The sequence below is a fragment of the Kitasatospora sp. NPDC029312 genome (assembly GCF_055569215.1).
The window spans coordinates 1-24,063 of the sequence record NZ_JBVHXY010000021.1; the positions used below are offsets into that span (position 1 = coordinate 1).

18 protein-coding genes, 1 tRNA gene and 1 pseudogene are annotated in these 24,063 nt (G+C 70.2%); 15 read left to right on the plus strand and 5 right to left on the minus strand.

Annotation, left to right across the window (positions count from 1 at the left end; genetic code table 11):
- Positions 1–129 precede the first annotated feature (129 nt).
- Positions 130–2,814: a DNA polymerase I gene (polA, locus tag ACZ4WV_RS18660; protein ID WP_465748139.1), complete on the minus strand. Its 2,685-nt coding sequence runs from the start codon at positions 2,812–2,814 to the stop codon at positions 130–132.
- 243 nt (positions 2,815–3,057) lie between these two features.
- Between polA and ACZ4WV_RS18665 the strand changes: the two genes are divergently transcribed.
- The 6 genes from ACZ4WV_RS18665 to ACZ4WV_RS18690 all read left to right on the plus strand — a co-directional run bounded on the left by ACZ4WV_RS18665 (position 3,058) and on the right by ACZ4WV_RS18690 (position 9,946).
- Complete coding sequence (locus ACZ4WV_RS18665; RefSeq protein ID WP_350749472.1) at positions 3,058–3,522, plus strand: PaaI family thioesterase; 465 nt, start codon at positions 3,058–3,060, stop codon at positions 3,520–3,522.
- A gap of 593 nt (positions 3,523–4,115) precedes the next feature.
- Positions 4,116–5,354: a branched-chain amino acid ABC transporter substrate-binding protein gene (locus ACZ4WV_RS18670; protein WP_465747951.1), complete on the plus strand. Its 1,239-nt coding sequence runs from the start codon at positions 4,116–4,118 to the stop codon at positions 5,352–5,354.
- A gap of 182 nt (positions 5,355–5,536) precedes the next feature.
- Positions 5,537–6,466, plus strand: coding sequence for a branched-chain amino acid ABC transporter permease (locus tag ACZ4WV_RS18675; protein ID WP_465747953.1), 930 nt, complete (start codon positions 5,537–5,539; stop codon positions 6,464–6,466).
- A 5-nt stretch (positions 6,467–6,471) separates the two neighbouring features.
- A complete protein-coding gene (locus ACZ4WV_RS18680; protein WP_465748141.1) occupies positions 6,472–8,403 on the plus strand; it encodes a branched-chain amino acid ABC transporter permease in 1,932 nt (643 codons plus the stop codon).
- Positions 8,404–8,411: 8 nt separating this feature from the next.
- Positions 8,412–9,233: an ABC transporter ATP-binding protein gene (locus ACZ4WV_RS18685; RefSeq protein WP_465748143.1), complete on the plus strand. Its 822-nt coding sequence runs from the start codon at positions 8,412–8,414 to the stop codon at positions 9,231–9,233.
- Entirely contained in the window at positions 9,230–9,946 is a 717-nt protein-coding gene (locus ACZ4WV_RS18690; protein ID WP_465747955.1) for an ABC transporter ATP-binding protein, read from the plus strand. The genes ACZ4WV_RS18685 and ACZ4WV_RS18690 overlap by 4 nt, the downstream gene beginning before the upstream one ends.
- Positions 9,947–10,014: 68 nt before the next feature.
- On the opposite strand, the gene ACZ4WV_RS18695 is transcribed toward ACZ4WV_RS18690, so the two are convergent.
- Entirely contained in the window at positions 10,015–10,701 is a 687-nt protein-coding gene (locus tag ACZ4WV_RS18695; RefSeq protein ID WP_465747957.1) for an ANTAR domain-containing response regulator, read from the minus strand.
- A 70-nt stretch (positions 10,702–10,771) separates the two neighbouring features.
- Between ACZ4WV_RS18695 and ACZ4WV_RS18700 the strand changes: the two genes are divergently transcribed.
- Together ACZ4WV_RS18700 and ACZ4WV_RS18705 are read left to right on the plus strand one after the other, a co-directional pair.
- Positions 10,772–10,844: transfer RNA gene (locus tag ACZ4WV_RS18700), tRNA-Leu, on the plus strand.
- A 119-nt stretch (positions 10,845–10,963) separates the two neighbouring features.
- A pseudogene (locus ACZ4WV_RS18705) lies at positions 10,964–11,752 on the plus strand (helix-turn-helix domain-containing protein).
- 43 nt (positions 11,753–11,795) lie between these two features.
- On the opposite strand, the gene pyk reads toward ACZ4WV_RS18705, so the two are convergent.
- A complete protein-coding gene (gene pyk / locus ACZ4WV_RS18710) occupies positions 11,796–13,226 on the minus strand; it encodes a pyruvate kinase (protein ID WP_465747959.1) in 1,431 nt (476 codons plus the stop codon).
- Positions 13,227–13,536: 310 nt separating this feature from the next.
- Between pyk and ACZ4WV_RS18715 the strand changes: the two genes are divergently transcribed.
- The 7 genes from ACZ4WV_RS18715 to ACZ4WV_RS18745 all read left to right on the plus strand — a co-directional run bounded on the left by ACZ4WV_RS18715 (position 13,537) and on the right by ACZ4WV_RS18745 (position 21,564).
- A complete protein-coding gene (locus ACZ4WV_RS18715) occupies positions 13,537–14,616 on the plus strand; it encodes a hypothetical protein (protein WP_465747961.1) in 1,080 nt (359 codons plus the stop codon).
- Positions 14,613–16,259 carry an extracellular solute-binding protein gene (locus ACZ4WV_RS18720; protein WP_465747963.1) on the plus strand — a complete coding sequence of 549 codons (1,647 nt, stop codon included), beginning with the start codon at positions 14,613–14,615 and terminating at the stop codon, positions 16,257–16,259. The genes ACZ4WV_RS18715 and ACZ4WV_RS18720 overlap by 4 nt, the downstream gene beginning before the upstream one ends.
- Positions 16,246–16,779 carry a hypothetical protein gene (locus tag ACZ4WV_RS18725; RefSeq protein WP_465747965.1) on the plus strand — a complete coding sequence of 178 codons (534 nt, stop codon included), beginning with the start codon at positions 16,246–16,248 and terminating at the stop codon, positions 16,777–16,779. The genes ACZ4WV_RS18720 and ACZ4WV_RS18725 overlap by 14 nt, the downstream gene beginning before the upstream one ends.
- Before the next feature lie 259 nt (positions 16,780–17,038).
- Positions 17,039–18,874 carry a bifunctional metallophosphatase/5'-nucleotidase gene (locus tag ACZ4WV_RS18730; RefSeq protein ID WP_465747967.1) on the plus strand — a complete coding sequence of 612 codons (1,836 nt, stop codon included), beginning with the start codon at positions 17,039–17,041 and terminating at the stop codon, positions 18,872–18,874.
- Positions 18,875–18,960: 86 nt separating this feature from the next.
- On the plus strand, positions 18,961–19,521 hold the full coding sequence (locus tag ACZ4WV_RS18735) for a Uma2 family endonuclease (RefSeq protein WP_465747969.1): 561 nt from the start codon (positions 18,961–18,963) through the stop codon (positions 19,519–19,521).
- Between the two features lie 135 nt (positions 19,522–19,656).
- Positions 19,657–20,583, plus strand: a complete 927-nt coding sequence (locus ACZ4WV_RS18740; RefSeq protein ID WP_465747971.1) for an NADP-dependent oxidoreductase — start codon at positions 19,657–19,659, stop codon at positions 20,581–20,583.
- Between the two features lie 21 nt (positions 20,584–20,604).
- Entirely contained in the window at positions 20,605–21,564 is a 960-nt protein-coding gene (locus ACZ4WV_RS18745; protein ID WP_465747974.1) for an AraC family transcriptional regulator, read from the plus strand.
- A gap of 58 nt (positions 21,565–21,622) precedes the next feature.
- On the opposite strand, the gene ACZ4WV_RS18750 is transcribed toward ACZ4WV_RS18745, so the two are convergent.
- Together ACZ4WV_RS18750 and ACZ4WV_RS18755 are read right to left on the minus strand one after the other, a co-directional pair.
- The gene (locus ACZ4WV_RS18750) at positions 21,623–23,080 is read right to left on the minus strand and encodes an aldehyde dehydrogenase family protein (RefSeq protein ID WP_465747976.1); all 1,458 of its coding nucleotides are present in this window, start codon (positions 23,078–23,080) and stop codon (positions 21,623–21,625) included.
- Positions 23,081–23,128: 48 nt separating this feature from the next.
- On the minus strand, positions 23,129–23,995 hold the full coding sequence (locus tag ACZ4WV_RS18755) for a helix-turn-helix domain-containing protein (RefSeq protein WP_465747978.1): 867 nt from the start codon (positions 23,993–23,995) through the stop codon (positions 23,129–23,131).
- Positions 23,996–24,063 lie beyond the last annotated feature (68 nt).

Sequence of the window (24,063 nt, forward strand, 5' to 3'; positions counted from 1 at the left end):
CGCCCCCACCCCGCCCCCCTCGTGTCCTGCGGTGGGGGTGCGGTGCGTGGTGGACGGGGGGGGGGGGGGGGGGGGGGTGGGAGGCGCGACCCCCCCCCCCCCCCCCCCCCCGCCGAGAACCGCGGCGCGTCAGTGGGCGGCGGCCTCCCAGTTGGGGCCGACGCCGACGGAGACGTCCAGGGGGGCGCGCAGCGGGTAGGCGCCGGCCATCTGGTCGCGGACGATCGCCTCGACCTGTTCGCGTTCGCCCGGGGCCAGTTCGAGGACGATTTCGTCGTGGACCTGGAGCAGCATCCGGCTGGTGAGGCCGGCGGTGCGCAGGGCGTCGTCCACGCGGAGCATGGCGATCTTGACGATGTCGGCGGCCGAGCCCTGGATGGGGGCGTTGAGGGCCATCCGCTCGGCCATCTCGCGACGCTGGCGGTTGTCGCTGTTGAGGTCGGGCAGGTAGCGGCGGCGGCCGAGGAGCGTCTCGGTGTAGCCCGTCGCCCGGGCTTCGTCGACGACGCGGCGCAGGTAGTCGCGCACGCCGCCGAAGCGTTCGAAGTAGGTGTCCATGAGGCCCTGTGCCTCGGCCGGCTTGATGCCGAGCTGCTGGGAGAGCCCGTACGCGGACAGGCCGTACGCCAGGCCGTAGGACATCGCCTTGATCTTGCGCCGCATCTCGGCGTCGACGGCGGTGCCGGGGACCTCGAAGACCTGGGAGGCGACGGTGGTGTGCAGGTCCTCGCCGGTGGCGAAGGCCTCGATCAGCGCGTCGTCCTCGGACAGGTGCGCCATGATGCGCAGCTCGATCTGCGAGTAGTCCGCGGTGAGCAGCGACTCGTAGCCCTCGCCGACGATGAAGGCGCGGCGGATCGCGCGGCCCTCCTCGGTGCGGACGGGGATGTTCTGCAGGTTCGGGTCCTGCGAGGAGAGCCGGCCGGTGGCGGCGACCATCTGGTTGAAGGTGGTGTGGATCCGGCCCTGGGGCGAGACGGTCTTGAGCAGGCCCTCGACGGTGGTGCGCAGCTTGGCCTGGTCGCGGTGGCGCAGCAGGATGACCGGCAGTTCGTTGTCGGTCTGGGTGGCGAGCCAGGTGAGCGCGTCGGCGTCGGTGGTGTAGCCGGTCTTGATCTTCTTGGTCTTGGGGAGGGCGAGTTCGCCGAAGAGGATCTCCTGGAGCTGCTTGGGCGAGCCGAGGTTGAACTCGTGCCCGGCGGCGGTGTGGGCCTCCTCGACGCAGCGCTGGATCTCGGCGGCGAACTGCCCCTCCAGGCGGGTGAGCCACTCGCGGTCGGCGGCGATGCCGTAGCGCTCCATGCGGGCGAGCAGGGCGGCGATGGGCAGTTCCATGTCGTGCATCAGGCCGGCGGCGCCGACCTCGCCGAGGCGGGTGTCGAAGAGCGCGGCGAGGTCGAGCACGGCGCGAGCCTGGAGCATCAGCGCCTGGGCGTGCGCGGTCGGGTCCTCCTCCGGAGCGTCGAAGGCGAGTTGGCCGCTCTCGGCGGCGGGGGCCGGGGTGAGCGAGCGGGCCAGGTACTCCTCGGCGAGCACCTCCAGGGTGAAGGTGCGGCGGCCGGGCTTCTCCAGGTAGGCGGCGAGCGCGGTGTCGGCGGCGACGCCCTCGATGGTCCAGCCGCGCTCGGCGAAGGCGCGCATGACCTGCTTGGCGATGTGCAGGGCCTTGGGGGCGGCCGGGTCGGCGAGCCAGCCGGCGAAGGCCCGCTCGTCCTCCTCGGCGAGCAGCGCCGGGTCGAACCAGGCGGCCGTCTCGCCCGCGGCGAGGGCGACTTCGGTGACCTCGCCGGTGCCGAGCGCCCACTGGTAGACGGCGGCCAGGGCGACGGTGGTCTTGCCGTCGGAGGCGTGCTCGCGCAGCCAGGCGGCGAGCGTGCCCGGGTCGGTGAGCAGTTCGCCGTCGACCTCGACGCCGGGGGCGAGTTCGGCGGCCTCCTCCTCGCCGACGGCCGGGTCGATGCCGAAGACGCGGTCGCGGAAGTTGGCGTTGCGGAACTCCAGCGACTCCATCAGGGTGCCGACGGCGGCCTTGTCGAACGGCCGACGGCCCAGGTCGGCGATGCCGAGCGGGAGTTGGACGTCGCGGACCAGCTCGGTGAGCACCCGGTTGCGCTTGACGGAGTCGAGGTTGTCGCGCAGCTTCTCGCCGATCTTGCCCTTCACCTCGTCGGCGCGGGCGACGAGTTCGTCGAAGGAGCCGAACTGGTTGACCCACTTGGCGGCGGTCTTCTCGCCGACGCCGGGGATGCCGGGCAGGTTGTCGGACGGGTCGCCGCGCAGGGCGGCGAGGTCGGGGTACTGGCGCGGGGTGACGCCGTACTTCTCGGTGACCTTCTCCGGGGTGAAGCGGGTCAGCTCGGAGACGCCCTTGGTGGGGTAGAGCACGGTGACGTGGTCGGTGACCAGTTGGAGGGAGTCGCGGTCGCCGGTGACGATGTCGACGTCGTAGCCGGCCGCCTCGGCGGCGGTGGCCAGGGTGGCGATGATGTCGTCGGCCTCGAAGCCCTCGACGGTGAGGCGGGGGATGTTCATGGCGTCGAGGAGTTCGCCGATCAGGCCGACCTGGCTGCGGAACTCGTCCGGGGTCTTGGCGCGGTTGGCCTTGTAGTCGGGGAACTCGACGGAGCGGAACGTCTGCCGGGAGAGGTCGAAGGCGACGGCGAGGTGGGTGGGCGCCTCGTCCCGGACGGTGTTGGCGAGCATCGAGGCGAAGCCGTAGACCGCGTTGGTGGGCTGGCCGGTGGAGGTGTTGAAGTTCTCCACGGGCAGGGCGTAGAAGGCCCGGTAGGCCATCGAGTGCCCGTCGAGCAGCATCAGCCGGGGTCGCGGGCCGGCCCCGCCGCCACCCGTCGCGCCCTTGTCCGTACTCTGCGTAGCCACGTCAACGTCCGTTCCTGCCGATTCCACTACAGGCCACCGATCCTATGGCCCGGCACCGACAAAAGGGGCACGCCCGCGGCCGCGCCCGGAGCGGGCCACGGGCACTACCGGCGAGTAGGGCGGTCGTACCATCACAGGCAGCACGACGACGTGATCCCCGAGCGGCAGGAGTTCCCCATGACCGACGCGGCCCCCGGCACCGCCCCCGTCCTGAAGGTCCCGCAGGACGTGCTGGACCACTTCGCCAAGCTCGGGGTGAGCCCGGAGACGTTCTCCGGCGGCCACCTCGGCGAGAAGCTCGGCATCCGGATCGTCGAGGCCTCCGGCGACCGCGTGGTCGGCACCATGCCGGTGGAGGGCAACCAGCAGCCGTACGGGCTGCTGCACGGCGGCGCTTCGGCGGCGCTCGCCGAGACGCTGGGGTCGATCGGCGCGATGCTGCACGCGGGCCCCGGCCGGTACGCGGTGGGCGTGGACCTCAACGCCACCCACCACCGCTCGGCCACCTCCGGCCTGGTCACCGGGGTGGCGACGGCGGTGTTCAAGGGGCGCACCGCGGCCACGTACGAGATCGCGATCACCGACGACACCGGCAAGCGCGTCACCAGCTGCCGACTGACCTGCATGCTGCGGGATTTGTAATACCGGCTGGCCAAGAACGGTGCGGCCACCGACAGTTGTGTCCCAGCCGACTCAAAACCCTTTTCCGCCCCCTTGTTTGACCTCGCGCCCCACTGGGCAGGCGTTGGTCGGGACGAGGGGGCGGCGGCATGTCCAGGGGGTGGTCGAGACGCCCCGACCCCGTAACGGTGCGTAACAGACAGGGCATCCACAAGACGGCGGTCCCGGGGCCTCCAGGCGCCCCGGGGCCCCTTCGCCGCGCACCTCCTGTCCGAAATCCGGACGCGTACGGCCGAAAGCAGCGCATCGGACGGTCATGTCCGATTACCGACGTTGCCAGCTGCAACCCGCATTTCTGGCCCTTACATAGTCCTGCCAGCACGTAAACGCCCGAAAGTCGGGGATCGGTCGGGCCGGAACGGCCACATGCTGAGACAAATGCTCCGTGTGCTCATAACAAGAGAATCACAGCCTGCCCACAGCACTGCCGAGCCGCCCCGACGACGCCTAGAGTCACGGCCAGTCACCGCGCCATCCGGAATGGGCCAGGCCCTCCGCGCACTCCGGCTCCCGCCACTTTGGCGCGGGCGCCTCCTGACCCGAAGGGGACCCTCGTGCGTCACCGTTCAGCAATTGTCGTGAGCATTGCCGTGATCGGCGCCCTCAGCCTCAGCGCCTGCGGCTCCCGCGGTTCCAAGTCCGGCGACAACGCCGGCGGCAAGGGCGACAGCGCAAGCACCGTCGTCATCGGCGTCGACGCCCCGCTCACCGGCGACCTCTCCGCCCTCGGCCTCGGCATCCGCAACTCCGTCGACCTCGCCGTCAAGAAGGCCAACGAGACCAACGAGGTCCCCGGCGTCAAGTTCGAGATCAAGGCCCTCGACGACACCGGCAAGCCCGCCCCCGGCCAGCAGAACGCCACCCAGCTCGTCGCCGACGACAAGGTCCTCGGCGTCGTTGGCCCCCTCAACTCCAGCGTCGCCCAGTCCATGCAGCAGATCTTCGACGACAAGAACCTCGTCGAGATCTCCCCCGCCAACACCGGCGTCGCCCTCAGCCAGGGCGAGAAGTGGGCCAGCGGCGACAAGAAGCGCCCCTTCAAGTCCTACTTCCGCACCGCCACCACCGACGCCGTCCAGGGCCCCTTCGCCGCCCAGTTCCTCTACAACGACGCCAAGAAGAGCAAGGTCTTCCTCATCGACGACCAGAAGACCTACGGCGCCGGCCTCGCCGCCACCTTCAAGGGCGAGTTCACCAAGCTCGGCGGCACCCTCGCCGGCGAGGAGCACGTCAACCCCGACGACCGCGACTTCGCCGCCATCGTCACCAAGGTCAAGAGCTCCGGCGCCGACGCCGTCTACTACGGCGGCGAGTACCCCGCCGCCGGCCCGCTCTCCCTCCAGCTCAAGGAAGCCGGCGTCAACATCCCCCTCATGGGCGGCGACGGCATCCAGAGCGGCGACTTCATCAAGCTCAACCCCAAGAGCCAGGGCGACTTCGCCACCGCCGTCGGCCTGCCCGTCGAATCCCTCGACACCGCCAAGAAGTACATCGCCGACTACAAGGCCGCCGGCTACAAGGACGCCTACGAGACCTACGGCGGCTACTCCTACGACAGCGCCTGGGCCATCATCGAGGCCGTCAAGAACGTCGTGAAGGACAAGGGCAAGCTGCCCACCGGCGCCGACGCCCGGACCGCCGTCCGCGACGCCGTCCAGAAGGTCTCCTTCGACGGCGTCACCGGCAAGGTCTCCTTCGACGAGTTCGGCGACACCACCAACAAGCAGCTCACCGTCTACACGGTCAAGGACGGCAAGTGGGCCGTCGAGAAGTCCGGCACCTTCAACGGCTGACCCAACGGCCGGTCCGACGGCCAGTCCAGCGGCCAGTCCAAGGGCCGGTCACGGGCCGGTCCGACGGCCGACGGACCTCACCCACACCACCACCAGCGCGCGGGGGCGCCACGAGTGCCCCCGCGCGCCCCCACATCCACCACCCACGCGGACACCCCCGAACGCACAACGGAGGCCCAGCGGTGCACGACCTACCGCAGCAGCTGGCCAACGGCCTGATCCTCGGCGCCCTCTACGGACTCGTCGCGATCGGCTACACGATGGTCTACGGCATCGTCCAGCTCATCAACTTCGCCCACGGCGAGATCGTCATGGTCGGCGGCTTCGGCGCCCTGACCGCCTACCTCGCCCTCCCCGGCGGCACCACCCTGTGGCTGGCCCTACCCCTCATGCTGATCGCCGGCATCCTGGTCTCCACCCTCACCGCCGTCGCCGCCGAGCGCTTCGCCTACCGGCCCCTGCGCAACGCCCCCCGCCTCGCCCCGCTCATCACCGCCATCGGGCTCTCCATCTTCCTCCAGCAACTCGTCTTCTCCTTCTACCCCGACGCCAAGAAGGCCCGCGTCTTCCCCAAGATCCCCGGCGACCCCTTCAACCTCGGCTCCGTCACCATCCAGCGCAGCGACCTCTTCCTCATCATCGCCGCCCCGCTGTGCATGCTCGCCCTCGGCTGGTTCGTCACCCGCACCCGCTCCGGCCGCGCCATGCAGGCCACCAGCCAGGACCCCGACACCGCCAAGCTCATGGGCATCGACACCGACCGCATCATCGTCCTCGCCTTCGCCATCGGCGCCGCCTTCGCCGCCGTCGCCGCCGTCGCCTACGGCCTGCGCAGCGGCCAAGTCGACTTCCGCATGGGCTTCATCCTCGGCCTCAAAGCCTTCACCGCCGCCGTCCTCGGCGGCATCGGCAACATCTACGGCGCCATGCTCGGCGGCATCGCCCTCGGCCTCGCCGAAGCCCTCGCCACCGGCTACATCCAGCACCTGCCCGGCATGCACCTCTTCGGAGGCGGAGCCTGGAAGGACGTCTGGGCCTTCGTACTCCTCATCCTCGTGCTCCTCGTCCGGCCCCAAGGCCTGCTCGGCGAGCGCGTCGCGGACAGGGCGTGACCACCATGACCACCACCACCGAGACCACCCCGGTCATCCCCCTGCCGGCCCCCGCCGCCACCGCCCTCACCGGCCTCGGCGCCCTCGCCGTCGCCGCCTCCGCCGCCATGTCCTGGACCTGGACCAGCGACTTCCCCGGCGACCTCACCTACGACGGCTCACCCGCCGGCCTCCAATGGCTCGCCCTCGCCGCCGGCGTCCTCACCCTCGCCCTCCTCCTCGCCGCCCGAGGCGTCCCCGGCCTGCGCTGGGCCGCCCCCACCCGCAGCAACAACACCGTCCTCTACGCCGCCACCGGCGCCCTCGCCGTCGCCGCCTACTCCGTCGCCGCCATCTCCGTCGAACTCGGCGGCCTCGCCAACCTCGAACCCGGCGGCTGGATCCTCGCCGCCGGCGGCCTCACCACCGTCCTCGGCGCCCTCGGCCTCCCGCTCGACCGCCGCACCCACGTCCCCCTGCGCACCCTCGACAAGCGGCTCTTCCTCCTCGTCCCCGCCGCCCCCATCGGCTGGTTCGCCGCCCACGCCATCCCCGACGACCAGCCCGTCGCCCCCGTCATGACCGCCCTCGCCGCCGCCCTCGCCATCGCCACCGGCGCCGTCCTCATCCTCCAACTCGGCCACCTCGCCAACAGCGCAATACGCCTCGGCACCATCGAGCGCCCCCTCCCCGCAGCCCGCGAACTCCCCTCCTGGGCCGAGGTGCTGCTCATCGTCCTGGCCTTCGGACTCGGCCTCTACGCCATCACCTTCGGCATCGACACCGAATACGGCGAACTCTTCACCGGCTACCTCCTCCTCACCGCCTTCACCATCGCCGCACTCGCCAAATCCGGTCTGCTCGCCCGACTGCGCGCCCTCACCGTCAAATACCGCCCCGTCACCACCGGCGCCGCCTTCGCCGCCGCCGCCAGCTTCCCCTTCACCCAGAGCAGCGACCAGTACACCTCCGTCGCCACCAACATCCTGATCTTCGCCACCGTCGCCCTCGGCCTCAACATCGTCGTCGGCCTCGCCGGCCTGCTCGACCTCGGCTACGTCGCCTTCCTCGGCGTCGGCGCCTACGCCGCCGCCCTCGTCTCCGGCTCCCCCGCCTCCCCCATCCACGTCCAGTTCCCCTTCTGGGCCGCGATGCTCACCGGAGCCGTCGTCTCCATGATCTTCGGCGTCCTCATCGGTGCCCCCACCCTGCGGCTGCGCGGCGACTACCTCGCCATCGTCACCCTCGGCTTCGGCGAGATCTTCCGCATCACCATGCTCAACCTCAACGGCACCACCGGCCCCAAGATCACCAACGGCTCCAACGGCATCCCCCGCATCCCCGACCTGCAGATCCTCGGCTTCGACCTCGGCAAGACCCACACCATCGCCGGCATCGAACTCGGCCGCTTCTCCAACTACTACCTGCTGATGCTGCTCGTCACCGCCCTCGTCGTCCTCGTCTTCGCCCGCGTCGGCAACTCCCGCATCGGCCGCGCCTGGATCGCCATCCGCGAAGACGAAACCGCCGCCGAAGCCATGGGCATCAACGGCTTCCGCCTCAAACTCCTCGCCTTCGCCATGGGCGCCTGCCTCGCCGGCCTCGCCGGCACCGTCCAAGCCCACGTCAGCTACACCGTCACCCCCGACCAGTACACCTTCGCCGAAGCCCTCCCCCCCAACTCCGCCTTCCTCCTCGCCGCCGTCATCCTCGGCGGCATGGGCACCATCAGCGGACCCCTCGCCGGCGCCACCCTCCTCTTCCTCATCCCCAAGAAACTCGAATTCCTCTCCGACTACCAGCTCCTCGCCTTCGGCGCCGCCCTCATCGTCCTCATGCGCGTCCGCCCCGAAGGCCTCATCCCCAACCGACGCCGGCAACTCGAATTCCACGAAGCCGCCATCCCCGCCCAAACCACCGGCGACGACGCCACCGCACTCACCACGGCAGGGGCGTGACCCACCAGATGACCACCACGGCTGCTCCCCTGCTCGAAGTCACCGGCGTCACCATGCGCTTCGGCGGCCTCACCGCCGTCAACGACGTCTCCCTCACCGTCGGCGAAGGCGAGATCATCGGCCTGATCGGCCCCAACGGCGCCGGCAAGACCACCTTCTTCAACTGCCTCACCGGCCTGTACGTCCCCACCGAAGGCACCGTCCGCTACCGCGACACCCAACTGCCGCCCAAACCCCACCTCGTCACCCAGGCCGGCATCGCCCGCACCTTCCAGAACATCCGGCTCTTCGCCAACATGACCGTCCTCGAGAACGTCCTCGTCGGCCGCCACACCCGCACCAAGGAAGGCGTCCTCTCCGCCATCCTCCGCGGCCCCGGCTACAAGCGCGCCGAAGCCGAGAGCCGCGCCAGGGCCATGGAACTGCTCGCCTTCACCGGCCTCGCCGACAAGGCCGACCACCTCTCCCGCAACCTGCCCTACGGCGAACAGCGCAAGCTGGAGATCGCCCGCGCCCTCGCCTCCGACCCCGGCCTGCTCCTGCTCGACGAACCCACCGCCGGCATGAACCCCCAGGAAACCCGGGCCGCCGAGGAACTCGTCTTCGCCATCCGCGACAAGGGCATCTCCATCCTCGTCATCGAGCACGACATGCGCTTCATCTTCAACCTCTGCGACCGGACCGCCGTCCTCGTCCAAGGCCAGAAGATCGTCGAAGGCGACCGCGAAACCGTCCAGAACGACGAACGCGTCATCACCGCCTACCTCGGCGCCCCGCTCGAAGCCACCAGCCCCGCCGCGCCGGAGACCGTTACGGAGAACGACCAGTGACCGCACTCCTCGAGGTCGAGGACCTCCGCGTCGCCTACGGCAAGATCGAAGCCGTCAAGGGCATCAGCTTCACCGTCAACCAGGGCGAGGTCACCACCCTCATCGGCACCAACGGCGCAGGCAAGACCACCACCCTGCGCACCCTCTCCGGCCTGCTCAAGCCCACCGCCGGCCGGATCACCTTCGACGGCCAGGACCTCACCACCGTCCCCGCCCACAAGATCGTCGCCCTCGGCCTCGCCCACTCCCCCGAGGGCCGGCACATCTTCCCCCGCATGACCATCGAGGAGAACCTCCTCCTCGGCGCCTTCCTCCGCTCCGACACCGCCGGCATCACCGCCGACGTCGAACGCGCCTACACCCTCTTCCCCATCCTCGGCGAACGCCGGAAGCAGGCCGCAGGCACCCTGTCGGGCGGCGAACAGCAGATGCTCGCCATGGGGCGGGCGCTGATGTCCCGGCCCAAGCTGCTCATGCTGGACGAGCCCTCGATGGGGCTCTCGCCGCTGATGATGCAGAAGATCATGGCGACCATCGTCGAACTCAAGGCCGGCGGGACGACCATCCTGCTGGTCGAGCAGAACGCCCAGGCGGCGCTGTCGCTGTCCGACCGCGGCTACGTCATGGAGACCGGCCGCATCGTCCTCTCCGGCACCGGCACCGACCTCCTGCACGACGAGTCCGTCCGCAAGGCGTACCTCGGCGAGGACTGAGGCCCCCGGTACGGGAAAGGGCCCGGCGGACGCTGTCCGCCGGGCCCTCCTTCTTTGTCCTGTCCGCGCTACTCGGACGTGCCCTCGTCCGCCTTCTTGCGGTCCTGGGCCTCGCCCTCCTCGATGACCGCCTCGGCCACCGCGGCCATCGTCATCCGCCGGTCCATCGAGGTCTTCTGGATCCACCGGAACGCGGCCGGCTCGGTCAGCCCGAACTTCGTCTGCAGCACGCCCTTCGCCCGGTCCACCAGCTTCCGGGTCTCCAGCCGCTGGGTGAGATCCCCGATCTCCTTCTCCAACGCCCGCATCTCGGTGTACCGCGACACCGCCATCTCGATCGCCGGGACCAGATCCGACTTGGAGAACGGCTTCACGATGTACGCCATCGCCCCGGCGTCCCGAGCCCGGTCCACCAGCTCCCGCTGCGAGAACGCCGTCAGCATCAGCACCGGAGCCAGGTGCCGCTCGTGGATCCGCTCAGCCGCGGAGAGCCCGTCCAGGACCGGCATCTTCACATCGAAGATCGCCAGATCCGGCTTCAGCTCCTCCACGAGCTTCACCGCCGTCTCCCCGTCCCCCGCTTCGCCGACGACGGTGTACCCCTCCTCCTCGAGCATCTCCTTGAGGTCAAGGCGGATCAACGCCTCGTCCTCGGCGATCACGATCCGGGTGATCTGGGGCGTATCGGTCTCAAGCGGCTGTGCCTGCTCGTCGGCGGTGCTCACTGCGCTCCTAGTTCCGGCGGGGTACTGCATGCACGAGGGTACCTAGACAAGGTATGTTTGAACTCGGCAGGGTCGGGGGGCAACCTTCGAATCTGCGGATGCCCCGGTAGTCCAGCGGAAGAGACACGGCGCTCAAACCGCCGCCAGCGTGGGTTCGAATCCCACCCGGGGTACTTTTCCTTCGATTTCAAAGTCACTTAGGGTCGCCTGACCATTGGTGATCTTCATCCGTTCGGATGGCAACTACGTCATTCGTCCGCGCGTTCGGCCTGCGGTGTTCAAGATCACCCATGTGGCAGTCCGATCCACTCGCGAAGAAGCCGTTCTCCTACTCCGGCGAGGCGTCCGCAACGCCGAGGTGGCCCGTCGGCTCGGCGTCCCGAAAGGGACCGTCGGCGCCTGGAAGCACCATGACCGCGCCAGGCACGGCAAGCTCCCCGGCCGCAAACGCTCCACCTGCCCGCACTGCTACGGCGACCAGCTGAACCGCCCCATGTACGCCTATCTCCTGGGCCTCCACCTCGGCGACGGCCACATCCTGCTCCCCAACGAATACCGCAGGACCCAGAGCCTCCAGATCACCTGTGACGAGAAGTGACCAGGAATCATCGGCTCCGTCGAGCACGCCATGCGGAGAGTCCTCCCCAACAACACCCCTTGCCTGGTCCGCCGGACCGGCTGCCGCGACGTCAAGGTCTACTCGAACCATCTCACCTGCCACTTCCCGCAGCACGGCCCCGGCAAGAAGCACGAGCGCACCATAGCCCTGGAACCCTGGCAGCAGGAGATCGTCGACGCCCACCCCTGGGAGTTCCTGCGCGGACTCATCCACTCCGACGGCTGCCGCATCACCAACTGGGCGACGAAGACCGTCGATGGTGTCGTCCGCCGCTACGAGTACCCGCGGTACTTCTTCACCAACACCTCGACCGACATCATCGGCCTCTTCACGGCCGCCCTCGATGCCGTCGGCGTCCAGTGGAAGGCCTCGATCCCCCGCTCCACCGGCCAGGTCAACATCTCCATCGCCCGCAAGGACTCCGTAGCCCTCATGGACGCCCACATCGGCCCCAAGTACTGACAGCGGCGCGGCCCCTGGCGAGGCCGCGCCGCCCTGAGGAATCTCAGTCGTCCAGGGTGCCCACGTGGTGGACGCGGACGAGGTTGGTGGAGCCGGCGAGGCCGGGGGGTGAGCCGGCGGTGATGATGACGATGTCGCCCTTCTGGCAGCGGCCCAGGGACAGCAGGGCCGCGTCGACCTGTTCGACCATCTGGTCGGTGGTGGGGGCGAAGGGGCCGAGGAAGGTCTCGACGCCCCAGGTGAGGGCGAGTTGGCTGCGGACGGCGGGTTCGTAGGTGAAGGCGAGGACGGGGATGGGTGAGCGGTAGCGGGTGAGTCGGCGGGCGGTGTCGCCGGACTGGGTGAAGGCGATGAGGTACTTGGCGTGCAGGAAGTCGCCGATCTCGGCGGCCGCGCGGGCGACGGCGCCGCCCTGGGTGCGGGGCTTGCTGCCGGTGGTGAGCGGGGGCAGGCCGGCGGCGAGGATGTCGTTCTCGGCGGCTTCGATGATCCGGCTCATGGTCTTGACCGTCTCGACGGGGTACTTGCCGACGGAGGTCTCTCCGGAGAGCATCACCGCGTCGGTGCCGTCCAGGACGGCGTTGGCGACGTCGGAGGCTTCGGCGCGGGTCGGCCGGGAGGCGTTGATCATCGAGTCGAGCATCTGGGTGGCGACGATGACCGGCTTGGCGTTGCGCCGGGCCAGCTTGACGGCGCGCTTCTGGACGAGCGGGACCTGTTCGAGGGGCATCTCCACGCCGAGGTCGCCGCGGGCGACCATGATGCCGTCGAAGGCCTCGACGATGGAGTCGAGGTTGTCGACGGCCTGCGGCTTCTCGATCTTGGCGATGACGGGGACGTGCCGTTCTTCCTCGGCCATCACCCGGTGGACGTCCTCGACGTCGCGTCCGCTGCGGACGAAGGAGAGGGCGATCAGGTCGGCGCCGGTGCGCAGTGCCCAGCGCAGGTCGGCGATGTCCTTGTCGCTGAGTGCGGGGACGGAGACGGCGACGCCGGGGAGGTTGAGGCCTTTGTGGTCGGAGACGAGGCCGCCTTCGATGACGAGGCATCGGACGTGTGGTCCGTCGACGGCGAGGACTTCGAGGGTGACGCGTCCGTCGTCGACGAGGATGCGTTCGCCGCGGGTGACGTCGGCGGCGAGGCCGGGGTAGGTGGTGCCGCAGATGTCCTTGTCCCCCACGACGCCGTTGTCGGTGGAGATGGTGAACTCGTCGCCGCGTTCGAGGAGTACGGGCCCGTGGGCGAAGGTGTCGAGCCGGATCTTCGGGCCTTGAAGGTCGACGAGGATGCCGACGCTGCGGCCGGTTTCGTCGGCGGCCTTGCGGACGTGGCGGTAGCGTTCTTCGTGTTCGGCGTGGGAGCCGTGGCTGAGGTTGAACCGGGCGATGTCCATTCCGGCGTCGACCAGGGTTTTGATCCGGTCGTACGAGTCGGTGGCGGGCCCGAGGGTGCAGACGATTTTTGCTCGGCGCATACAGCTGAGGGTAGGCATTACCGGCGCGTAACCACGACGTGGGTCCGGGCTGCGGGATGACCTTTGCGGTAAGGCGAGTTGAACAATCTGACACGTACTCGGACCGGTGTGCGACGGCGGTGCGGGGAGTCGGCCGGGGTGCCTGCCGGGGTTGCTCCGTCGATGCGATTCCGTGAAACGGTGTTCACCTCCGGTTCACCGTTCCTTCCGTCGGTGCTCCCCGCCCGGCGGGACGCTCGTCACCCCGGGTGACCACCCGGATGACGGAGCGGACGAGGGGGAGGTGCTCGGCATGAGACGCGCTCTGGGGGTGCTCGCGGCCTTGGTGTTGTTGGGCGGAGTGACGTACGCGTTGATCCCGGATGACGGGCCGGGTTCCGGCAAGCCGGTCACGGTCACCGGGCTGATCGGTTCGGAGAAGCGGGCGTTCTTCGAAAGTCCTGAGGTGAAGGCCGAGTTGGCGAAGCAGGGGCTGGAGGTGCACGCCGACTCGACCGGGTCCTGGACGATGAGCGAGCAGGCGCAGAGCAGTTCGGGGCTGGATTTCGCGTTCCCGGCGAGCACGGCGCCGGCGCGCGAGATCCAGCGCAACTGGGGTCAGCAGGACTCGCCGCTGGTGCCGTTCTACTCACCGCTGGTGGTGGTGGCGCACGCGCCGGTCGCGCAGATCCTCCGGGACAACAAGCTGGCCGCCCAGGACGAGCCGTCGGGCGTGTGGACGTTCAGGATGGACGAGTACGTCAACGCCCTGAAGGCGAAGCGCAAGTGGCAGGATCTGGTGAACGTGCAGGGTCACGGTGAGCTGTCCGGCCCGATCTTCGTCACCACGACAGATCCGGAGAGTTCCTCCTCGGGTGCGCTGTACATCGCGTTGCTGTCGTACGTACTGAACGGCGACCTGGTGGTGTCGGACGATGCGGGGGTGGACGCCGCCCGCCCGTGGCTGTACCAGGCGACGGCCTTGCAGGGTGGGCAGAAGAGCAGCAGTGACGAGCCGTTCCGGGATTTCCTGGCGGGTGTCGGCAATCCGCTGATCTTCGGCTACGAGTCGCAGGTCGCCGCGATGGCGGTGCAAGGGCAGCCGACCGGGGACATGGTGGTGATGTATCCGGACACGACGGCGTACTCGGACCACACGATCATCGCCCGGACGGAGAACGGGCGGAAGCTCGCCGGCCTGTTGCAGAACGACGTGGCGCTGCGGGCCCTGGAGGTGAGGTTCGGTTTCCGTCCGCAGGCCGGGGGTGAGGCTTTCGCCGGCCAGGTGCGGGGCATCAGGCAGCCGGTGTTCGCGCAGGACCTGAACGCGGCGAAGGTGAGGCAGGCGACGGTGCCGTCGTTGGACAACCTGCTCAAGCTGACCAGGGCGGCGAAGGGGAGCGCGAAGTGAACGTCTGCTTGAAGCATCGCGGTTGGGGCGCGGCGGTGGTGGCGGCCGTGCTGGCGGCGGTATCGGCGTGCACGTCCTCGGGCGTGAATCCGGATCCGGGGCCGACTCCGGGCCCGTCGGCGAGGGCGGGGGTGTTGCGCGTCCTGGCGGGCAGTGAGCTGCAGGATCTGCAGCCGGTGCTGGACGAGGCGCGGAAGGCGACCGGTGTGACGGTGCGGTTCGCCTGGACGGGCACGCTGGACGGCGCGGACGCGGTCTCCTCGGGCCGGGCGGACGGCAAGTACGACGCGGTGTGGTTCCCGTCGAACCAGTACTTGCGGCTGGATCCGGCGGGGAGGTCCAAGGTGCTGTCGGAGACCCCGGTGATGGTGTCGCCGGTGGTGGTCGGGGTGCGTTCCTCGGTGTTGGGTGATCTGGGCTGGGGGGACGGTTCGAAGGTCACCTGGGCGCAGATCGGCGATGCGGCGGCGGCGGGGAAGCTGTCGTACGGGATGTCCGATCCGTCGCGTTCGAATTCGGGTTTCTCGGCGCTGGTCGCGGTGGCGGCCGCGTTCTCGGGCGCGGGCGCGGCGCTGACCGATGCGGACGTGCAGAAGGCGACGCCGCAGTTGAAGCAGTTCTTCGCCGGTCAGAAGCTGACCTCGGGGTCGTCGGGGTGGCTGGCGCAGGCGTACGCGAAGGCGGAGCCCGGCAAGGTGGGCGCGTTGGTGAACTACGAGTCGGTGCTGTTGTCGTTGAACCGGACGTTGCCGGCGGCGCAGCAGCTGACGGTGGTGCGCCCGCAGGACGGGGTGGTGTCGGCGGACTATCCGCTGTCGCTGCTGTCGTCGGCGGCCCAGGGCGAGCGGGAGTCGTTCCAGCGGCTGACGTCGTACTTGCTGAGGCCGGAGGTGCAGCAGCGGATCTCGGAGTCGACGTTGCGCCGTCCGGTGGCGGCGGGTGCTTCGCCGGCGGCGGGGCTGCCGACGGATCGCCGTCGTGAGCTGCCGTTCCCGGGGACGCGGGCGGTGGCGGACGGCTTGTTGGCGTCGTACCAGAACGAGCTGCGGCGCCCGTCGCGGACGGTGTACGTGCTGGACACTTCGGGGTCGATGGAGGGTTCGCGGCTGGATGCGCTGAAGGCGGCGTTGAGCCGGCTGACCGGTACGGACGACACGCGTGGGGTGCGCCGGTTCCGGGACCGCGAGGAGGTGACGCTGCTGTCCTTCGCTTCCAAGGTGAAGTGGGTGAAGACGCACGCCGTTCCGGCGTCCGGCAGTCAGCCGGGTCCGGCGGCGGAGTTGGCGGCGATCAACGGGGACGTGCAGTCGTTGTCGGCTTCGGGGGGTACGGCGGTGTACGACTCGTTGGAGGAGGCGTACCGGGTGATCGAGCGGCAGCAGAGCGCGGCGAACGACGACCGGTTCACCTCGATCGTGCTGATGACGGACGGGGAGAGCAACGAGGGTGCCTCGGACGGCGACTTCAAGCGTTTCCATGACGCGTTGCCGGCGGCCGAGAAGTCGATTCCGGTGTTCCCGATCAAGTTCGGCGAGGCGGCGGTCGGCCAGTTGCAGGGGGTGGCGGATCTGAGCGGCGGGAAGCTGTTCGACGGCTCGGGGTCGCTGGACGGGGTGTTCGAGGAGATCCGTGGCTACCAGTGACGGGGTGGGCCGGCTGGTCCTGCGGTACCTGGAGTCGACCCGGAACCTGGTCGGCTGTGCGGGTGGCGCGGTCGGTCTGGGGCTGCACTTCGCCGGGTTGGGCGGGGCGTGGTGGCCGGGGGTGGTGGCGGGGCTGTACGGGATCGGCGCGCTGCTGACCCCGTCCCCGCCGCCTGCACCGCCGCCGTCGTCGCCACGGCCTTCGCCGCCGCCTCCGCAACCCGGACCGCCGGTACCGGAGTCGGTGCCCGCGGTGCCCCGGCCCGAGCTGGAGGCGCTCGCCGACTACCTGGGCACCGTCCCGTTGCCCGCCTCCGCCGGGGTGGACGCGCTGCTGGCCGCGTTGCGCGGGGCGGGCTCCGGCCCGGTGGCGGAGCGGATCGTCGGGTACCGGCTGCCGGTCGCGGTGGACGGCTACCTGAGGGCGCGCACCTGGCTGCCGTGGGCGGGCCCGGACGCGCCGGATCCGGCGGTGCAGCTCGGCCGTGAGGTGCGGCGGCTGGCCTCCGAGCTCGACTGACCGGGCGCGTTCCGGTCGGGCCGGTTTCGACCGTCCCGACCGGATACCGCCCCCTTTCCCCTGCGCCCGCGTCATGAACGAGTCGCCAAGATCTCACCTGTTGGACGCGTCGAGGGGCTATCCATTCCCCGGGCCCGCACGGCACACTTCTACGCGCGTCCTTCTACGCGCGTCACCGCATCCGCGTCCGCGCCACGGGCCCCGTACGTACACCAGTTGACGGCGCATCCGCCGTCGTCCCCCCTCGGGAGAGTCATCCATGCCCCTGAACCGCCGTGACTTCGTCACCCGGTCCGCGGCCACCGCCGCCGGCGCCGCCCTGACCGGCGGAGCCGTCGTCGCCGCCGCCCCCGCCGCCGCGGCCGCCGAGCCGGACGCGGCGGCCGCCAAGGGCACCGAGCGCAAGCCCCGCCGCCAGGCCTTCACCGTCATGGGCACCACCGACCTGCACGGCCGGGTGCTCAACTGGGACTACTTCACCGACGCCGAGTACGTCGACCAGGCCCACAACGCGGTCGGCCTCGCCAAGATCTCCACCCTGGCGAACCAGGTGCGCGAGGAGAAGGGCTGGGACCGCTGTCTCCTGATCGACTCGGGTGACATCATCCAGGGCACCCAGCTGACCTACTACTACGCCCGCATCGAGCCGATCGCCACCGACGGTGACAACGTGCCGGACCACCCGATGGCCGTCGCCATGAACCTGATGGGCTACGACGCCGCCGCGCTCGGCAACCACGAGTTCAACTACGGCATCCCGACCGTGAAGGCCTTCGAGGACCAGTTGGAGTTTCCGCTGCTGGGCGCCAACGCGCTGCACGCGAAGAACGAGAAGCCGGCCTTCAAGCCGTACGTGATCAAGGAGGTGTGGCTGGACGAGGACACCCCGCTGAAGGTCGGCATCCTCGGACTGACCAACCCGGGCATCGCGATCTGGGACAAGGCCAACGTCAGCGGCAAGATGGTCTTCCCGGGCATCGTGGAGACCGCCGCCAAGTACGTGCCCCGGATGAAGGCGGCCGGCGCGGACGTCATCGTCGTCTCCGCCCACTCGGGCATCGACGAGCCGACCACCTACGGCGACCAGCTGCCCTGGCCCGAGGACGCCTCCGGCGAGATGGCCGCGACCGTCCCGGACATCGACGCGGTGCTGGTGGGCCACACCCACAAGGAGGTCGCGCAGCGCCTCATCGTCAACAAGAAGACCGGCAGGACGGTCGTGCTCTCCGAGCCGCTGTGCTGGGGCCAGCGCCTGAGCTGCTTCGACTTCGAGGTCGAGTTCGCGGACGGCCACTGGAAGGTCGCCTCGGTCTCCTCCCGGGTGCTGAACTCCAACACCGTGCCGGAGAACCCGGAGATCGCCGACGCGATCCTCGGGCAGCACAAGAAGGTCGTCGAGTACGTCAACCAGAACATCGGCACCAGCAAGATCGAGCTGTCGATCGCCGAGGCCCGGTTCAGGGCCACCCCGATCATCGACCTGATCGGCAAGGTCCAGGCGGACGCCGTGAAGACCGCGTTGGCGGGCGGGCAGTACGCCAACCTCCCGGTCCTGGCCCAGGCCGCCCCGTTCAACCGCACCGCGCTGATCCCGGCCGGCCAGGTCAAGCTGCGCGACGCCGCGGGCCTGTACATCTACGAGAACACCCTGGAAGCCCGCATCCTGACGGGCGCCCAGCTCAAGGACTACCTGGAGTTCTCCGCGAAGTACTACTACCAGCTCGCCCCGGGTGCCCCGGTCGACAAGGCGGCCATGACCGGCGCCGAGACCACCCCGGACTACAACTACGACTCGGTCTACGGCCTGAGCTACGACATCGACATCGCCCAGCCCAAGGGCCAGCGGATCGTCAACCTCAGCTACCAGGGCAAGCCGGTCGACCCGGCCGCCCAGTTCGTGCTCGCCGTCAACAACTACCGCGCCAACGGCGGCGGCAACTTCCCGCACGTGGCCAGCGCCAAGGTGGTCTGGTCGAACTCGGACGAGATCCGCAACACCATGATCACCTGGGTCAAGGCCAAGGGCACCATCGACCCCGCCGACTTCTTCACCGACTCCTGGCGCCTGGTCCGCGCCGGCCAGCCGGTGTTCTAGGCGAACCTCCCGCGAAGGCCGCCGACGCCGGACGAGCAGTCCCGCGCCGACGGCCTTCGCGCCGTCCTCGGTGGAAGGATGACTCCATGAGCGAGTTCCGGATCCCCGAGCGCCACGCGCGGCTGCTGGCGTACGCGCAGAGCCTGACGCCCCCCGCCGGATGGAAGATCGAGATCTCGGGCGACGAGATCATCATGATGGCCGGGCCGCCGGTGATCCATCAACGCAACCTCCTGCTGATCCGCCGGCAGTTCGAGGCGCACGAACCCGCCGACATGATGCCGAGCGAGAACACCGACCTCGCCTCGCCGAACGTGGGCAAGCTGCGCAACCCCGACCTCGCCTACATCCCTCTGGAGTCGCGCGGGAGCCAGGTGCCGGCCGAGCAGGCCGCCATCGCGGTGGAGATCGTCTCGCCGTCGAACCCGGAGAACGACCTGGTCGGCAAGGTCCGCGACTACCCACTGATGGGCATCCCGCTGTACCTGCTGATCGACCCGCGCGAGGGCGACATCACGCTGTACTCCGAGCCCTCCGAGACCGGCTACCACCAGCAGTGGAACGGCAAGTTCGGCGACCGCGTGCCCGTCCCGGCGCCCTTCGACTTCGAGCTCGCCACCGACGGCCTCGTCCGTTACTCCGACTGATCCGCTCGCTTCGCGAGACGTTCGGACATCCATCCGAGACTGGAGGATATTCATCCGCTCACTCGATCTTCCTATCGTTGAGGGCATCGAGCACGGCCCCGCGGGGGCCGGTGGTGACCGGATGAGGAGAGTTCGATGCGCGCGATCATGCAGACGGAGTTCGGCGGGCCCGAGGTCATGCAGGTGGCCGAGGTGGAGCGGCCGGAGCCGTTGAGCGGTGAGGTGCTGGTGCGGGTGAAGGCCGCCGGGGTGAACCCGGTGGACCTGATGGTGCGGGCGGGGACGTTCCCACTGCTGGGCGAGCCGCCGTTCACCGTGGGCTGGGACATCTCCGGGGTGGTCGAGGAGGTCGGCCCGGGGGCCCGCTACCGGGTGGGCGAGGAGGTCTACGGGATGCCCTTCTTCCCGCGCTCGGCCGGCGGCTACGCCGAGTACGTCACCTCGCCCTCCCGCCAACTGGCCCGCAAGCCCGCCACCTTGGACCACACGGAGGCCGCCGCGCTGCCGCTGGCCGCGCTGACCGCCTGGCAGGGCCTGGTGGACCTGGCCCGCATCGGCGAGGGTCAGCGCGTGCTGATCCACCGGGCGGCGGGCGGCGTCGGCCACCTCGCCGTGCAGATCGCCAAGGCCCACGGCGCGTACGTGATCGCGCTGGCCAGCGAGCCCAAGCACGCCTTCCTCAAGGAGCTCGGCGCCGACGAGCCGATCGACTACCGGACCACCGACTACACCCAGGCGGTCAAGGACGTCGACATCGTCTTCGACTCCTCCTCCGAGGGCACCCGCGCCCTGGAGGTGCTCAAGCCGGCCGGCGTGCTGGTCAGCATCATGGAGCACGGGAACCGGGAGCTCGCCGCCGCGATCGAGGCCGCCGGGCGGCGCTTCGCCGGCGTCTTCGTCGAGCCCGACTACACCTCGCTGGAGGCGATCGCCGCCCTGGTCGACGAGGGCCGGATCCGCCCGCACGTCGCCGCGGCCTTCCCGCTCGCCGAGGCCGGCCGGGCGCACGAGCTGGTGGGCTCCGGTACCGTCCAGGGCAAGGTCGTGCTGACCGTTGACTGACGAGACCGCTGGGGGCGGGCGATGGACATCCTGACCGAGGCACTGGGTTCGATGCGGACGGCGCACCCGGCGTCCGTCCGCACGGACGGCCGGGCGCCCTGGGCCCTGCGCCTGCCCCCGGTTGCCGGGGCCGGCTTCCACGTGGTGCTGTACGGCACCTGCTGGCTGGTCCCGGCGGGCCCCGTCGCTCCGGCGTCGGCTGCTCCGGTGGCCGGCCGCGGGCCCGTCCCGCTCAGCCCGGGGGACGTGGTGTTCCTGCGGGACGGCCGCGGCCACGTCCTGGCCGACCACCCGGACACCCCGGCGGTGGACGCCGAGAGCTGCCGGGTCGACGGCGGCTCGCCGATCGGCACCATCTCCCTGGGCGGCGACGGCGCCCGCACCACCCTGGTGTGCGGCAACTACCACCTGGACCAGGGCCGCCCCCACCCGATGGTCCGGCAGCTGCCCGAGCTGATCCACCTGCCGACCCGGCACGGACGGCACCCGGAACTGGCGGCCGCCGTCGAACTGTTGGGCTCCGAGCTGGAGAACCCGCGGATCGGCTCGACCGGGATCGTCCCGGCGCTGATCGACTCGCTGCTGCTGTACATCCTGCGGGCCTGGTTCGAGGACCAGCCCGCCGCGACCGCCGCCGGCTGGGCGGCGGCGCTGCGGGACACGGCCGTGGCGCCCGCCCTGACGGCGATCCACGAGGCCCCGGCCACCCCGTGGACGGTGGAGTCCCTCGCGGACCGGGCGGGCCTGTCCCGGGCGGCGTTCGCCCGCCGGTTCACCTCGATGGTGGGCGAGCCGCCGATGGCGTACCTGACCCGGTGGCGGATGACCACCGCCGCCCGGCTGCTGCGCGAGTCGGAGGCGCCGCTGACGGCGGTGGCGGCGCAGACCGGGTACGGCTCGGAGTACGCGTTCGCGAAGGCCTTCAAGCGGGAGTTCGGCCGGGCCCCCGGCAGCTACCGCCGGGAGGCCCGGGCCGCGTGACTCCTCACGGCAAGTCCTGGAACGGGAGCCCTGGAACGGGAGCCCTGGAGCAGGAGCGCTAGAACGGGAACGGCGCCCGCCCGTGCTGCACGGAGATCCACTTCACGGTGGTGAAGGCGTCCACCGTGGACTCGCCGTTGAGCCGGCCGACGCCGGAGTTCTTCTCGCCGCCGAAGGGCACCCCCGGCTCGTCGGCGATCGTCCCGCCGTTGACGTGGATCATGCCGGTCTCGATCCGCTGGGCGACCCGCACGCCGCGCTCCACGTCCGCGGTGTGCACCGCGCCGCTGAGCCCGAAGGGCGTGTGGTTGGCCAGCCGGACGGCCTCCTCCTCGCCGTCGAAGGGCACCAACAGGACGACGGGCCCGAAGAGTTCGCGCTGCAGGATGGGCGCGTCCGCGGGCAGGTCGGTGAGCACGGTCGGTGCCATCAGGCTGCCGGTGGTGGCGCCGCGCAGCAGTGCGGTGGCGCCGCCGGCGATCGCCTGGTCGACCTGGGCGGTAATGGTGTCGGCCTGGACGGAGTTGATCAGCGGGCCGATGTGGGTGGCCGGGTCCCTGGGGTCGCCGACGGTCAGCGAGGCGGTCTTGGCGACGAACTTCTCGGTGAACTCGGCGAGCACCGCGCGGTCGACCAGCACCCGGTTGGCGGCCATGCAGACCTGGCCCTGGTGGATGAAGCGGCTGAACACGGCGGCGTCCACGGCGTAGTCGAGGTCGGCGTCGTCCAGCACGACCAGCGCGCTGTTGCCGCCGAGTTCCAGCACGGTCCGCTTGAAGTGGGCGGCGGCCACGGTGGCGACGTGCCGGCCGATCCGGTCGGAGCCGGTGAAGGAGATCACCTTGGGCACGGGGTGTTCGATGAAGCTGTCGCCGATCTCCGCGATGTCGGTGATCACGACGTTCAGCAGGCCGGGCGGCAGGCCGGCGTCCTCGAAGATCCTGGCGATCAGGGAGCCGCCGACGACCGGGGTCTCCTGGTGCGGCTTGAGCACGACGCCGTTGCCGAGGGCGAGCGCCGGGGCGACGGCCTTGAGGGCCAGGAACAGCGGGAAGTTGAACGGGCTGATCACGCCGACCACGCCGACCGGCAGCCGGTAGAGCCGGTTCTCCTTGCCGGGGGCGGGCGAGGGCAGCAGCCGGCCCTCCGCGGCCACCGACAGGTGCAGGCACTCGCGCAGCAGGTCCTTCACCAGGGACAGTTCGAAGCCGGCCTTGAGCGCGGTGCCGCCGAGTTCGGCCGCGATCGCCCGGACGATCTCCGCCTCGCGCTCCTCCACCAGCCGCAGCGCGCGCTCGAAGACGAGTCGGCGCTGGTAGGGGTTGGTGGCGGCCCAGCCGCGCTGGGCGCGCTCGGCGGCCCGGTAGGCGCGGTCGACCTCGGCGACGGTGGCGACGGTGATGGTGGCCAGTTTGTCGCCGGTGTAGGGGTCGACGTCGACGATGTCCCAGGAGCCGCTGCCGCTGCACCATTCGCCGTCGATGTACTGCAGCGCCAACTCGGAGAAGTACGACATCTGATCCCTCTCGTGCCCGACCTGATGGGACCTCATCGTACTGACGTGTCAAAGCTCTTGGCGTACGGAGTGCAAAAGGTCGCGGGTCCTTTCGGGGCTGAGGCTCTCGGCCTGGAGGCCCTCCATCGCCTGGCGGTAGGAGGCGACTTCGGCGGGCTTGTCGACGTAGAGCGCGGTGGTGAACTGCTCCAGGTAGACCACGTCGGCGAGCTCGGCCTCGGCGAAGCCCAGCACGCTGAAGGCGCCGCTCTCGGCGGCGAGCCCGGCGGTGCCGAGCGGCAGCACCTGCAGCCGCACGTGGGGCAGTTCGGCGAGTTCGAGGAGCCGGTCGAGCTGGCCGCGCATCTGCGCGGGGCCGCCCCAGGGGCGGCGCAGCGCGGCTTCGTCCAGGACGGCGAGCAGGTGGGGCGGGTGGTCGGCGGTGAGCAGGTCCTGGCGCTTGAGGCGTACGTCGACCCGGCGTTCGATGTCCTCCTCGGGGACGCCGTGGCAGCCGGCGGTGATCACGGCGCGGGCGTAGTCGGCGGTCTGGAGCAGCCCGTGGACGAACTGGACCTCGTAGCTGCGGATCTCGGCGGCGGCTTCCTCCAGGCCCAGGTAGTTCTGGAACCAGGCGGGCAGCACGTCGCCGTACTCGTGCCACCAGGAGCCGGCGTTGGCGTCGCGGACGAGTCCGAGGATGCCGGCGCGTTCCTGTTCGGCGTCGACGCCGTAGAGGGTGAGGAGGTCGGCGACGTCGCGTTCCTTGAAGCCGACGCGGCCGAGTTCCATCCGGCTGATCTTCGATTCGGAGGCGCGGATCGAGTAGCCGGCCTCCTCGCGGCTGACTCCTCTGGCCTCGCGGAGTTTGCGCAGCTGGTTGCCGAGCAGCAGACGCCGTACCGTCGCGCCCCCGCCTGCCTGAGTCGTGCCCATCGAAGTCACCCTCCGCACTCGCGCAGCCCCCCGGCCGTCGGCGGCAGTCTGCCACCTGGCACCGACGA

Coding starts and splice junctions, on each gene's coding strand:
- pyk (WP_465747959.1), bottom strand. CDS start 13,226: ATGCGCCGAGCAAAAATCGTCTGCACCCTCGGGCCCGCCACCGACTCG.
- ACZ4WV_RS18685 (WP_465748143.1), top strand. CDS start 8,412: ATGACCACCACGGCTGCTCCCCTGCTCGAAGTCACCGGCGTCACCATG.
- ACZ4WV_RS18730 (WP_465747967.1), top strand. CDS start 17,039: ATGCCCCTGAACCGCCGTGACTTCGTCACCCGGTCCGCGGCCACCGCC.
- polA (WP_465748139.1), bottom strand. CDS start 2,814: ATGCTGCTCGACGGGCACTCGATGGCCTACCGGGCCTTCTACGCCCTG.
- ACZ4WV_RS18695 (WP_465747957.1), bottom strand. CDS start 10,701: ATGCAGTACCCCGCCGGAACTAGGAGCGCAGTGAGCACCGCCGACGAG.
- ACZ4WV_RS18750 (WP_465747976.1), bottom strand. CDS start 23,080: ATGTCGTACTTCTCCGAGTTGGCGCTGCAGTACATCGACGGCGAATGG.
- ACZ4WV_RS18735 (WP_465747969.1), top strand. CDS start 18,961: ATGAGCGAGTTCCGGATCCCCGAGCGCCACGCGCGGCTGCTGGCGTAC.
- ACZ4WV_RS18740 (WP_465747971.1), top strand. CDS start 19,657: ATGCGCGCGATCATGCAGACGGAGTTCGGCGGGCCCGAGGTCATGCAG.
- ACZ4WV_RS18755 (WP_465747978.1), bottom strand. CDS start 23,995: ATGGGCACGACTCAGGCAGGCGGGGGCGCGACGGTACGGCGTCTGCTG.
- ACZ4WV_RS18680 (WP_465748141.1), top strand. CDS start 6,472: ATGACCACCACCACCGAGACCACCCCGGTCATCCCCCTGCCGGCCCCC.
- ACZ4WV_RS18745 (WP_465747974.1), top strand. CDS start 20,605: ATGGACATCCTGACCGAGGCACTGGGTTCGATGCGGACGGCGCACCCG.
- ACZ4WV_RS18665 (WP_350749472.1), top strand. CDS start 3,058: ATGACCGACGCGGCCCCCGGCACCGCCCCCGTCCTGAAGGTCCCGCAG.